General features: G+C 34.6%; 11 protein-coding genes. 9 read left to right on the top strand and 2 right to left on the bottom strand.

Going from position 1 to position 12,657, the window contains the following annotated elements; genetic code table 11:
• The first annotated feature begins 47 nt into the window (after positions 1 to 47).
• From HX124_RS16700 to HX124_RS16660, 9 genes are all read left to right on the top strand, one after another.
• Positions 48 to 2,330 (top strand): YncE family protein, encoded by a 2,283-nt coding sequence (locus tag HX124_RS16700; protein ID WP_286384189.1) that lies wholly within the window; start codon positions 48 to 50, stop codon positions 2,328 to 2,330.
• 264 nt (positions 2,331 to 2,594) lie between these two features.
• Positions 2,595 to 3,539 carry a TauD/TfdA dioxygenase family protein gene (locus HX124_RS16695; protein ID WP_286378155.1) on the top strand — a complete coding sequence of 315 codons (945 nt, stop codon included), beginning with the start codon at positions 2,595 to 2,597 and terminating at the stop codon, positions 3,537 to 3,539.
• A gap of 117 nt (positions 3,540 to 3,656) precedes the next feature.
• Complete coding sequence (locus HX124_RS16690) at positions 3,657 to 4,361, top strand: Crp/Fnr family transcriptional regulator (protein ID WP_286384188.1); 705 nt, start codon at positions 3,657 to 3,659, stop codon at positions 4,359 to 4,361.
• Positions 4,362 to 4,469: 108 nt separating this feature from the next.
• A complete protein-coding gene (locus tag HX124_RS16685) occupies positions 4,470 to 4,685 on the top strand; it encodes a TOBE domain-containing protein (RefSeq protein ID WP_111861524.1) in 216 nt (71 codons plus the stop codon).
• Between the two features lie 13 nt (positions 4,686 to 4,698).
• Positions 4,699 to 6,204, top strand: coding sequence for a putative porin (locus tag HX124_RS16680; protein ID WP_286384187.1), 1,506 nt, complete (start codon positions 4,699 to 4,701; stop codon positions 6,202 to 6,204).
• A gap of 30 nt (positions 6,205 to 6,234) precedes the next feature.
• Positions 6,235 to 7,299 (top strand): ABC transporter substrate-binding protein, encoded by a 1,065-nt coding sequence (locus HX124_RS16675; RefSeq protein ID WP_286384185.1) that lies wholly within the window; start codon positions 6,235 to 6,237, stop codon positions 7,297 to 7,299.
• Between the two features lie 33 nt (positions 7,300 to 7,332).
• A complete protein-coding gene (locus HX124_RS16670) occupies positions 7,333 to 8,175 on the top strand; it encodes an ABC transporter permease (RefSeq protein WP_107009806.1) in 843 nt (280 codons plus the stop codon).
• A gap of 18 nt (positions 8,176 to 8,193) precedes the next feature.
• Positions 8,194 to 8,955: an ABC transporter permease gene (locus tag HX124_RS16665; protein ID WP_286384184.1), complete on the top strand. Its 762-nt coding sequence runs from the start codon at positions 8,194 to 8,196 to the stop codon at positions 8,953 to 8,955.
• A 20-nt stretch (positions 8,956 to 8,975) separates the two neighbouring features.
• Positions 8,976 to 9,791: an ABC transporter ATP-binding protein gene (locus HX124_RS16660; protein WP_286384183.1), complete on the top strand. Its 816-nt coding sequence runs from the start codon at positions 8,976 to 8,978 to the stop codon at positions 9,789 to 9,791.
• A 70-nt stretch (positions 9,792 to 9,861) separates the two neighbouring features.
• Here HX124_RS16660 and HX124_RS16655 read toward each other — a convergent pair whose 3' ends face one another.
• Both HX124_RS16655 and HX124_RS16650 read right to left on the bottom strand, forming a co-directional pair.
• On the bottom strand, positions 9,862 to 11,229 hold the full coding sequence (locus HX124_RS16655; protein ID WP_107009809.1) for an MATE family efflux transporter: 1,368 nt from the start codon (positions 11,227 to 11,229) through the stop codon (positions 9,862 to 9,864).
• Between the two features lie 116 nt (positions 11,230 to 11,345).
• On the bottom strand, positions 11,346 to 12,500 hold the full coding sequence (locus HX124_RS16650) for a methionine aminotransferase (RefSeq protein ID WP_286384180.1): 1,155 nt from the start codon (positions 12,498 to 12,500) through the stop codon (positions 11,346 to 11,348).
• Between the last annotated feature and the right edge of the window lie 157 nt (positions 12,501 to 12,657).

The raw sequence follows: 12,657 nt of genomic DNA, 5'->3' as shown, positions 1-12,657 counted from the left end.
TAAATATAGCTTTGATTGCTATGTGATAAAAAATTTGGATGATGATGATGAAAAAAAGCATGTTGGCTTTAAGTCTTGCCGTATTATTTCCTTTAAGTTTAAGTAGTTTTGCTCAAACCCGACCAAATTTAGATGCAAGTGCAACTGTACTAAAAGAGCCCCAAACATCTGAAAATGAAACAATAGAAGATAACGAAGAACAAACAGATGAAGACCGCTATAAGGAAATTAGACCTGAAATTTTACGTTTATATCCTGACTATGTAAAAGTTGATGATGGAGATGCATTATTTTTTAGATATTTAGAACATTATTATGAACGACAACAGCAAATTCCACGTTTTAATAAGGCGCAAGAACAAATGCAGCGCTATATTAAAGAAAATGCTCAACTTGAATTACGTGCTTTAACCGCAAAAAAATCTAAAATTGATGCCTTGTTGTATCAAAATTTATCTGAAATTTATAGTAATGTTGCTCATATTCAACAACAGATTCAGCTTTATATAGCATTTAATCAAGCCATTTTAAAACTGATCGATTTTAATGCACCGTTACCTATTTTAAGTGACAACCAGTATAGACGATATCGCAGTGAAGTCGAAAATATGCAGGGAATCTATCAACAACAAGAAAAACAATTGCTGAAATTGGTGAGGCAAATTGACCAATATCAAAAAATATTAGATGAGTTTCATACAATTGATTCAAAAAAAAATTATAAAAAGCATTTGGAAAATATTGCACAGCTTAATCATTTTGCATTAGAAACAGGGCATTTTTTAAATGCACAAATTAAAGCTTATGATGCATTTTATTTATCAACGCGTTTTTATGATTCATATCAAGCCAAAGAAAATTTACAATGGGCTGAAAAGTTTAAAACCTATTTAAATTCAGTTGAGAATCAAAAGAAAACCCAAGCATTATTGGCAGCTTTACCCAAAGCGCAGCCTCAAGCTTCAGAGAGTCATACACAAACTCAATTAAAGCTTTTAGAAAATGCTGCTGTTCAGTGTCGAAATGTTTGGGGTGGTCAAACACCTGATGAATATACTCTTGCGCAAGTAGAGTTGTCTGCGCAACAATTTATTGCCAATTGTCAAAAAACTAAATTAGACTTACAGCAATTTGTACAAAATAATGTGAATTTAGAAGAAATTCCTCATCAAATCGGGAAGCTAGAAAATTTAGATTTTTTAGGTGATTTTAGAATTTATGATCAAGATATTTATTATACGCATTCTGAGAAAAATGCAGTTTATCGTTTCGATAGTAAAACATTAAAAGAGCATTTGATTTATCAGTATCCTTTAGAGCAAAAAAAAGATGGCTGTGATCATAATATGTGTCGAGGTGTGGGGGCGACTGATGTTGTTTTGAGTAAAAATGGTCAGATTGCTTATGTTGCTTCTTTGGACTATAACCAAGTCTTCGCGATTAATTTATCAAATAATCAAGTCATTGAAAAATATAAAGTTGAGCGTTATCCACGTAAATTATTATTAGATGAAAGTGGTGAATATTTATTTGTTTATAATGGTGTTGCAAATAGTATTTCTAAAATTAATCTGCAAACAGGTCAAATTGAACATAAAGCCTTACCTGATGCTTATCAAGGGCATTTTTGTCGTGAAATTGATTTAAGTTTTAGCCCGATCTCAGGAAATATTAAAATTTTAGGTGATTGGTCTGATGAGCCTTATATTTATATGAATACACAGGATATGAGTTTTTATCATAGTCCTTTTGAAGTGCCTTATCCTGTGGTTTCTCATGTCAGTGAATATCGTTATATTGTAAAAGCTAAAGACCGCTATAGTGAATATTTTTCGGTTTATGACACTCGTTTAAACCATTTAGTTCAAAAAGTTGGGCTTAAAGCCAGTCAGGATGAACAGAATGATGATAGTGATTATGCACAAAAATATCGTGAGTTAAATGACATGGGGAATTTAGATCACTTTGGTCATTTTTTTGTTGAAAAGGTCGCAAGTGAGTATAGCTATTTAGACCATCAGGCTGTAGATGATCAAGAAAATCATGAAAGATATCAATATTTACTGCATTTTATAGATGCAAAAACAGCATCTGAACATCAGGTAAAATCATTTAAATTGGCTTTTCAGCCTTTTAAAATTGTTGAATTAGATAAGCAAAAAATTTTGGTAATTGGCGCTGTAGATCGTAGTTACGGCGCGCAGCCAAGCAAAATTATCGCGATTTATGATTTAAGTGATACAGAGGCACAGAAAATTATGAAACGTAATGCTGCTAAATTACAAGCACAAACTGTTTTGGACATGCAGGATTTAGCCCAAGACGATTGATCCAATTTTTTAATTATTTTATGTAGCTTGAATCTGTTGTTCATTCTATTTTCAATCAGAAAGTGAGCAATGTATTTGAGCTATTTTTTAAAGTTACATCAGTTGTTTGACGACTAAATCATTTAATTTTTCTTCTTTATCTAAAATACAGCATAAAAATGTCGCCTATTTGACAGATTGGAATAAGTCATTCAGGCAAGATGTAGACATAGGCAGAAATGCCACAATGCAATAGCAAACAATAAAGATATTGAGGAAATAAAGATGAGCCATGACTATAAACATATTCAAGTTAAACCCATTACAGGACGCATTGGTGCTGAAATTGCAAATGTGGAACTATCTTCAGAACTTGAAGCACATGTGATTGATGAAATTAACCAAGCATTATTGCAATATAAAGTGATTTTTTTCAAAGCTCAGCACCATTTAGATGATGCAGGACAAGAGGCTTTTGCGGCACGTTTAGGTACGCCATTGAACCATCCAACAGTTCCTATTAAAAATGGATCAAAGCATATTTTAGAGTTGGACTCGGCACATGGGGCGCGTGCAGACAGTTGGCATACTGATATCACATTTTTAGATGCATATCCTAAAGCGTCTATTTTGCGTAGTGTAGTTGCACCTGTTGCAGGTGGTGACACCGCTTGGGCAAATACCACATCAGCTTATGCGACATTACCAGAAGCGTTAAAAGTATTAGCAGATTCTTTACGTGTGATTCACAGTAATGATTTTGATTATGCAAATAGTGATTTAACCGTCAATAAAGAAGCTTTAGCAAAATATAAAAACTTTTTTAAATCAACAGAATATGAGACAGAACATCCCTTAGTTCGTGTACATCCTGAAACAGGTGAAAAGACATTACTTTTAGGGCATTTCTTTAAACGTTTTGTTGGGTTCAGTAGTAGAGAATCTCGTAAGTTATTTGATTTATTTCAAAGTCATATTGTTAAACAGGAAAATATTGTCCGTTGGCGCTGGGAAGCAGGTGATGTTGCAATTTGGGATAATCGTGCCACCCAACATCGAGCGATTAATGATTATGGAGATCAGCATCGCGTAGTACGTCGCGTGACTTTAGAAGGTGATATTCCTGTGGGAGTTGATGGTCGTCCAAGTCAGACTTTCCATAAAGATGAAAAATTCGATATCAAAGATTATCGTTTGAGTGAAGCGGGCATATATGAAAAAGTTTCATAAAGAAAGCATAAAATTAAAATAACTTTGCATAAATAAATCAATGAAATTTAGAATAAATTATTAGCCCATATTTTATTATCCATCTAGTATTAAATTAAAATATTAGATGGATTTTATATGAAATACTATGATTTAAACTTTAATTTAAACTGTGAAGTGTTGAAGAATATATTTAATCATGTTGCGGATGATCGAATTAAATATATATTAAGTAATTCTATGGTGAAGGTTTTTCAAAAGAATGAATTAATATTAAATGAAAAGAATTGTGCGGATGATTTATATATATTGCTAGATGGGATTATTCATATTGGTTATTTAAGTGCATCTGGACGTTTTCATACTTTTAGTTATTTTTCAGAAAAACATGTGATTAATTTATTGCCTTGTATAAAAGGTTATATCATTGATTATAACTATTATGCTTTTAATCAAGTACTTGTCTTGGTTATTCCTAAACAAATTATTTTAGAAGAATTAAATAATAACAATAAGTTAAATGAAGATTTTCTTAACATTGTTGCCTTAAGAATGCATCGGCTTATTGCTGAAGTAAAGTTTTTGCATGTCGCTAATTTACATCAAAAAATATGTAAGGTTTTACTGAGCTTATCTCAACAGTACGGGATCCGCCATCCTTTAGGAACTGAAATTTATTTAAAAATATCACAGCATGATTTAGCTGATTTATTATCTAGTTCAAGACAAACAATTAACAAAGAGATCAAAAAACTTTCTGATTTAAATATTATAAATTGGCAATATGAGAATATTATTATCAAAGATAAATCATATTTGGATGGTGTTATTTTGAATATTTAGTTTTGAAATTTTCTTATTTAAGAAAACTGATATTTAAATCTGTTTATATTATTTTTTAATGTTTAAAAAATATTACATATTGGTTTTAAATAATCAGAGGAATTTATAATGACCATTCAGTCTATTAATGTTCGTAATCAACTTAAAGGTACCATTCAAGAAATTATTAAAGGTGATGTTGTTTCTGAGGTCGATGTTGTCACAGCCTCAGGCATTTTTACCTCAGTCATTACGACACGCTCTGTTGAACAGCTCGATTTACAAGTGGGTAGCCAAGTTATTGTGCTCATCAAATCGACTGATGTATCACTTGCAAAACTGTAGGTGTATACGTTTTATGAAACAACAATTTAAATGTGTTATTGCAACATTAAGTATATTAAGTGCCAGTATTTCCTTAAGTCATGCAGACAGTGATGTACAGCAGCTACAACAGCAAGTGCTTGAATTAGAAAAGTCTTTAAAAAATTTGAAAGGTGAAATTAATCGTTTAAAAGCGCAGCAAACGCCTGTTTCGACAGAGAGAGAGCCAAATCAACATGTACAACAAGATGAAATCGTGCAGAGTACAAATGAGGATTTAGAGGGCAACACTGAACAGAACTATGTCACACAAGCTGAATTTCAAGGGATACAGAGTGATTTAGAAAACTATAAATATCAAGTACAACGTGAGCGTGATACAAAAACAGCCTTATCTACTCGTCAATTATTAATTAACGGTGTGGTACAAGCCAAAGCATCTTATTTAGATGAAGCACAACGTATTTCCCCGAATGCTAAAAATACGAGCTTAGCGGTAAATGATCGTCATTCTTCATTTGACTTGGGTGCTGTACAAATTGGTTTCAATGGCAATCTGTTTAAGGACTATAACCAAGGAAGAAATCTAGACTTTAATTTACGTTTTGGTACTTCGCCACAATCAGGAACAAATAATAGCTATTTAAATCTTCTTGATGCTCAGTTGATTTATAACATTTTACCCACTTTAAGTTTAGATACAGGTCGGTTGACTGCAACGCTAGGACAACAATTACTTCCTTTTGGGCAAGAAGTGCAAGCGACAGAAGACCTTAAGCCAACCATTAATAATGCATTATTTAGCTTACCTGGTTATGGCTATGGTCTAGCCATGCGAGAAGTGGGTTTAGTACTTCGCGGCGATGCTTTTCCAACAGTGGATTATGGTTATAACTATCGCTCGCCTATGCTCAGTTATGCATTTGGTATTGTGAATGGAAATGGCGCAAATAAATCAGATGATAATGACGACAAAAACTTTGTTGGACGTTTACGTTATACCTTACCTGCCGAATATAACTCGTGGTTACGTGAGTTAAGTTTTGGCGTGTCTTGGTACCAAGGAAAAAGTAATTTATTTGATTTGAGTGGTGCTGAAGCTTCATTTGCAGGCAAAGGCGATGTGCTACGCAAAGGCTTTGATATTTATTATAACCATCATCCTTTTGGGGCAACGTATGAATATGTACAAGGTGAAGATGACACCTTTGTTCATGATACGGGTGGCATTTATAACCGTAAAAGTGAGTCGCATACGGGAACTTTATTTTGGAATTTTGGTGAGCAATTTGTCAAAGGCTTCCGAAATCAAGGTCGTTATGATGACTGGTGGCCAAAGTCTTACCAAAGTTTTTATCGTTTTGACAAAATCAATCGTGATAAACATGCGGACAATCAAAGCATTGATATTCATAGTTTAGGTTTAAATGCTTTTTTTGCAGAAACCACCAAGTTCCAACTGAATTTAAATCACATCAATAATGAAATTACCCATCAAAAATATAACGAACTGGTTGCTCAGTTCCAATACGGTTTTTAATTCAAATTTTTAAATAAAGAGGAATGCCCAATGGCTTTATGGTCAAAATTAGTATTTACAGGTCTAATCACAACAACATTTTGCACAGCAACACCTGTATTTGCAGCAGAAGCAAAACCAACAGTGATTCGTTTAGCGACACCTTATGTTGGTACAGGGAATCGACCTGTGGGATACAGTAATTATTATTCAACAACACAAACATTAGGCTTGATTGAAAAAGAATTTCAAAAAGATGGCATTAAAGTGCAATGGAATAACTTCAAAGGAGCAGGTCCTGCAATTAATGAGTCTTTTGCTAATGGTCTAGTGGATATCACTTGGTTAGGTGACTTACCATCTTTAATTGGTAAAGCAAGTCGTTTAGATACACGTTTAATTGCGGTGGGCGGAACGAATGATAATGCTTATTTAGCTGTACCAACAGGTTCTACTGCCAAGTCTTTTGCTGATTTAAAAGGTAAGAAAATTGGTTTTTTCAAAGGCACAAGCATTCATTTGTCTTTAATTAGTACATTGAAAAGACAGGGTTTATCTGAAAAAGACTTCCGTTTTGTGAATACTGATGGAGCAGTAGGATATTCTGCTTTAGCCAGTGGCGATTTAGATGCGATTTGGAGTAATCAAACATTATTTCCTGTTGTAGACCGAGGAATTGCAAAAATTATTTATAGCACAAAGCAAGAACCTGCGGTAAATCGCCTTTCAGGTTATGTACTTGTAAATTCAAAATTTGAGCAAAAATATCCTGAAACCGTACAACGGATTGTCAATGTACTGGTGAAACAAGCCGCTTGGGAAAGTGATCCTGCACATAAAACTGAACTTTTTAAACTTTGGTCAAAGTCAGGCTTACCTTATGCGAACTTTGATAAAGCCTATGCTAGTGTGGACTTAAAACGACATAGTGCTCCTATTTTTGATGGCTATAACATTTCACTGATCAAACAAAAATTAAAGGCAGGTCAAGACCTTAAATTGATTCGTGGCAATATTGATGTAGATCGTTGGATTGAACCAAAATATGTTAATAATGCATTGAAAACATTGAACTTACAGACATTTTGGACACCTCAAGGTGCAAGTGATAAATAAGCACTTGCACTTTTTGTGATAGGAGATTTAAAAATGTCTCAGGATATTGTTTTTAAACAGACGACAACACATAACACAAAGATTGAAGTGACAAAGAAAGCCTCTTTATGGGCATTTCTCAAAAATAACCGTCAATTTACTTGGCTGATTGGCTCAATTTTTCCATTATTTTTATTATTGCTTTGGCATGTTGCGGTAGAAAAAAGTTGGGTGAATCCTCTGCTATTACCTGCACCAGACTTGGTTTGGACTGCGTTGAAAGACTTATATGAGAGTGGGGAATTATGGGCAAATTTGAGTATTAGCCTGACACGAATCGCTTATGGGTTTAGTGCAGGTATGCTGCTTGCGCTTATTTTAGGTTTGAGCATGGGGCTTTCTCGTACAGTTGAAGCCTACGTGTGGCCGACCTTTAAAGTCATTAATTTAGTGCCTGTTGTGGGATGGATTCCTCTTTTAATTTTGTTGGTGGGCATTGATGAAGCATTAAAAATTATTTTGATTGCAAAGGCAGCTTTAGTTCCAATGACGATTAATATTTTTAAAGGTGTGCGTAATATTCCTGAGTCTTTAACAGAAGTTGTTGATGTTTATCAGCTTAGTACATGGTCACGGTTTAAAAATTTAGTTTTACCCGGCGCTTTTATGAGTTTTATAGGTGGTTTAAGACTTTCTCTTGCAAGTGCATGGGGAGCATTGGTTGCAGTTGAGTTGTTGGCATCAAGTGAAGGAATTGGTTATTTGATGGTATATGGCAGACAAATTTTCCAACTTGATGTGGTGATGGCAACGGTGATTGTGATCGGGTTCGTTGGGTTCTTTTTTGATGTGCTGATTCGTTTGCTGCAAAAGAAACTCAGCCCATGGAATAGCTAAATAGAGGCAGATTAAAATATGAAAAAATTAGACCTTAGAGCTTGGGTCATTCCCATTTTACTCTTGCTAGTGTGGTCTATTGTGACTCAACAGCAATGGATTGATCGTGCATTACTGCCTTTACCTCAACAAGTTTGGCAGGTTTTTGTAGAGAGTTGGCAGTCTAAAGAGCTTTTTGAAAATATCGGCTATAGCTTGGCACGTAATACTGCTGGATTTATTGCAGGTGGCATGATTGGCGCATTATTTGGATTATTTTTAGGTTTAAATACTTGGGCAGATCGATTTTTTTCACCGACTTTAAATGCGATTAAACATGTTGCGGTTTTTGCTTGGATTCCATTAATGATCATGTGGTTTGGTAATGCGGAAACTTCAAAAATTATTTTTATCGCATTGGTTGTTTTTTACCCTGTATTTTTTAATACCTATGATGGTGTGAAAAATGTCTCAGAAAAAAATAAAGAGGTCGCCAAAATTTTTCAACTCAGTGCATGGAGTACTTTTTTTAAAGTGATTTTACCCTCTGCTGCACCCAGTATTTTTGCAGGATTAAACATTGCATTGGTTTTTTCTTGGGTGGCTACGATTGGCGCGGAGTATTTCTTTATCGCTGCACCTGGTGTGGTGAATCCTATTTTAGATGGTCAAAATCTCTTTCAAATGGAAGTGGTTTTATATGGGATGGCGATTATTGCTTTGGTGGGCTTAGTCTTTGCCAAAATTGCACAATACTTTGAAAATTATAACCTTCGTTGGCGTCAAGGTACGCATAAATAAGATTTTAAATAGGTATAAAGATGAATCAAAAAGTGAATGCAAATGGACAAGTCACCATCAAAAACTTAAATAAATATTTCAATACTCAAGCTGAGCCATTACATGTATTAGAGCAAATTAACTTAGACATTGCTTCTGGTGAGTTTATTAGTATTGTTGGAAATAGTGGTTGTGGAAAATCAACTTTACTACGGCTTTTGGTCGGTTTAGATGATGATTTTGAAGGGGAAATTAAAATTGACCAAACACCAATTCAGGGCACAAGTTTAGATCGAGGAATTGTATTTCAAGATCATCGTTTATTTCCATGGCTCAATGTCGAGCAAAATATTGCGTTAGCTTTGGAAAAAAGTACATTAAGCAAAGCTGAAAAACATGAATTAATTGCCTATCATTTAGATTTAGTAAAACTCAGTGCATTTAAAAAAGCTTATCCAAGCCAACTTTCTGGAGGAATGAGCCAACGTGTCGCCATTGCGCGAAGCTTGGTGAATCGTCCACGTATTTTACTTTTAGATGAACCCTTTGGTGCTTTAGATGCTTTAACGAGAGCGAATTTACAACAGGAATTACAACGTATTTTATCTTCAGAAAAAGTGACAACGATTTTAGTGACCCATGATGTAGAAGAAGCAGTGTTATTGGGTGATCGTATTGTGGTGATGCAGCCAAACCCCGGAAGGATTAAACGCATTGTTGATATCAATTTAGAGCGACCACGAAAACGTGAGGATTATCGTTTAACCATAATTAAAAATGATATTTTACAAGATTTTAAAGACCAAAAAATAGTGATAGAACCACATGAATTAGCACGTTATGGCTTAACATGGTAAAGCAAAAGTATAAAAAAATGCCCAAATCTGGGCATTTTTATGGCAAAATTTTAGCGCATAACGACTAGGTTTAAATTAAGACTTTAATGGTTTTTTTCTTCCAAACAAATTGATAATACAAGGCTTGCAGAAGACATAACGAAACAAATGCCAATGCGTAGGCATACCAAATTCCTTTTAAGCCCCACCAATCACTAAATAAATAGGCAGCAGGAACTTCAATCAATAAAATTGCGAGTACATTGATTAACATAGGTGCGGTAACAGTGCCGCTTGCTCGCATGATTGATGCAAAAATAGAGCCTGCACCAAAAAATAAAATAGACCATAACACAATAAATAAAAGATTTTGCCCAAGCTCAATAACAGAAGGGTCTGTAATAAATAGAGCCATTAAATATTTAGAAAATAAGTAAGCCAATAAAACTAAACTTCCCGTAATCACCAGATTCATAATTAAAGAAGTTCGTGTGACTTTTGCCAATAATTCAGATTTACCTGCACCAATCGCTTGTGCAGCAAAAATAGAGGCTGCAATTGAAATGGACAAGGCAGGAAATTGAATATAGTTAAGTACTTGATTTACTGCACCGTAAGCTGCTGTCGCATGCGAACCATAATGATTCACCAAGCCAATAATCACCAAACCAGCCGCAGAAGTAGTGACCATTTGAATACCTGTAGGTATGCCCAAACGTAAAATAATACGGCTCAATTCAGGTTCATGTTTAATGTGGCGCAGTAATGCCATATCGAGTTTTAAGGCATGATTTTTTTTATTTAAATAATAGTATAAAAAAGCTAAAACCGACACATAACCTATACTTGTTGCAATAGCAGGGGCAATAATCCCTAATTTTGGAAAACCAAAATAACCTGCAATTAAAATAGGTGTGACCATCACACCAATTAGAATAGTCATGCCTGAAGCAATTAAAGGTGTCGTACTATCACCTACACCACGTAAAATAGATGTATAAATAATATAGATAAATAAAAGAGGACTTCCTGCAAGCATCCATTGTACATAAGGTAAAGATAGATGCATGACATTAGGATCTACGCCTAATAGCAATAAAAGTTGTTTAGCAAAAACTACACCTAAAATAGCAATCAGGCAGCCACCAATTAAGGTCATAAATAAAGTAGAGCCCACCACCATTTTGACTTTTTCAATATTTTTTGCTCCCCAAGCTTGCCCAACCAAAACAGTTGCGCCTGAAGATAAACCAATCACAAAAGCCAATAAAAAAAATAGAATAGGAAAAAAGACAGCAATGGCAGCAATAGCATTGACGCCCATCATTTGCCCAACAAAAATGGTGTTTATTGTGCCCGAAAGATTTTGCAGAATATTTGTTGCAATTAAAGGCGCCAAAAAAATAAGGAAGCCTTTCCAAAATCGAGGATGGTGTAGTAGATTCTCTTTTGCTGACATTCTTAGTTTATGACCCATTCCATTGAAATTGTTTTATAATTCAAAATATCATAATTCTAGAAAAAAGCCTTAGCTTTTAAGTAACTAAGGCAATTGATTGAAGAGAAAAATAAATTTTAGACTTGAGCTAAGATTTCACAAGCCTGTTGCAAGGTTTCCTGTTTTTTAGCAAAACAAAAACGGATCAGACGTAAATCTTGAGGCGCATTTTTATAAAAAACTGAGACTGGAATGGCGACAATTTTATGTGTTTCAGCAAGAAATTTACACATTTCGATATCATTGAGCTTAGGACGAATGTTGCTGTAGTCTACATTTTGGAAATACGTCCCCTGAGAGGGTGTAAATTTAAAACGTGACTGACTGAGTCCTAAGTTAAACATATCGCGTTTTTGTTGATAAAATGCAGCCAAATTTTCAATATGTTCAGGATGTTGCTGCATAAAATTAGCAAGTGCAATTTGAATAGGTGTTACACCACAAAAATTAGCAAATTGATAAACTTGACGGAAAACAGTCATTAATTGTGGTGCAGCAATACAGTAGCCTGTTTTCCAACCTGTAACATGGAAAGTTTTACCAAAAGAACCAATCACAAAACTGCGATCACGTAGTTCAGGGAATGATAGTGCAGAATAATGTTTCTGATTGTCAAAAACTAAATGTTCATAAACCTCATCAGACAACACCACAATATTTTTATCTTGAATTAAATCAATTAGATTTAACCAATCTTGCTTTGACCAAATCGCCCCAGTAGGGTTATGTGGTGTATTCACAATAATCATGCGTGTTTTATCATTGATTGCGGCTTGGACTTGATTCCAGTCTACAGAAAAATCAGTGCTGTTTAAGGCAATATGAATTGCTCGACCACCCACCAATTGTATGCTTGGTGCATAACTATCATAGCTTGGGTCAAAAATAATGACTTCATCACCTGCATGAATAAGTGCCTGAATTGCTGAAAAAATACCAATGGTTGCACCGGGTGTAATGGTAATTTCGGTAAGGGGATTTAGATCTAATTGATCACGCTTTAAAAATTGTTGTGCAACTTGCTCGCGCAATGGCAAAAAACCATCACCTGCGGCGTATTGATTAAAGCCATCTAAGGTTGCTTGACTCAGTGCATTTAATAATTCGGGTGGTGCAGCAAAATCAGGAAAACCCTGCGATAGATTCAGTGCATTTAGACGCTGAGCCATTGCACTCATGATGCTAAAAATAGTGATGCCTTGCGCTGGGAGTTTAGAATGGATTTCGATCATGGCGATATTAGTTTTATTGAATGAATAAAGATGAGTTTAGCAGGGGCTTAAAAATACAAAAGCAAAATTTTGATTTAGAAACTGATGTTACGCATTGGATTTAAATTAAATAGCTGAAAAAAGCAAAAGCTAAATTTACACGATGGGATCTTACATC

Origin of the sequence: Acinetobacter sp. 226-1 (genome assembly GCF_030329325.1) — a bacterium.
Taxonomy (GTDB): Bacteria; Pseudomonadota; Gammaproteobacteria; order Pseudomonadales; family Moraxellaceae; genus Acinetobacter; species Acinetobacter sichuanensis.
Note: the sequence above shows the minus strand (reverse complement) of the source record. Positions and strands in the feature narration are given on the sequence as shown.

Coding starts and splice junctions, on each gene's coding strand:
- HX124_RS16695 (WP_286378155.1), top strand. CDS start 2,595: ATGAGCCATGACTATAAACATATTCAAGTTAAACCCATTACAGGACGC.
- HX124_RS16690 (WP_286384188.1), top strand. CDS start 3,657: ATGAAATACTATGATTTAAACTTTAATTTAAACTGTGAAGTGTTGAAG.
- HX124_RS16680 (WP_286384187.1), top strand. CDS start 4,699: ATGAAACAACAATTTAAATGTGTTATTGCAACATTAAGTATATTAAGT.
- HX124_RS16665 (WP_286384184.1), top strand. CDS start 8,194: ATGAAAAAATTAGACCTTAGAGCTTGGGTCATTCCCATTTTACTCTTG.
- HX124_RS16670 (WP_107009806.1), top strand. CDS start 7,333: ATGTCTCAGGATATTGTTTTTAAACAGACGACAACACATAACACAAAG.
- HX124_RS16685 (WP_111861524.1), top strand. CDS start 4,470: ATGACCATTCAGTCTATTAATGTTCGTAATCAACTTAAAGGTACCATT.
- HX124_RS16700 (WP_286384189.1), top strand. CDS start 48: ATGAAAAAAAGCATGTTGGCTTTAAGTCTTGCCGTATTATTTCCTTTA.
- HX124_RS16675 (WP_286384185.1), top strand. CDS start 6,235: ATGGCTTTATGGTCAAAATTAGTATTTACAGGTCTAATCACAACAACA.
- HX124_RS16655 (WP_107009809.1), bottom strand. CDS start 11,229: ATGTCAGCAAAAGAGAATCTACTACACCATCCTCGATTTTGGAAAGGC.
- HX124_RS16650 (WP_286384180.1), bottom strand. CDS start 12,500: ATGATCGAAATCCATTCTAAACTCCCAGCGCAAGGCATCACTATTTTT.
- HX124_RS16660 (WP_286384183.1), top strand. CDS start 8,976: ATGAATCAAAAAGTGAATGCAAATGGACAAGTCACCATCAAAAACTTA.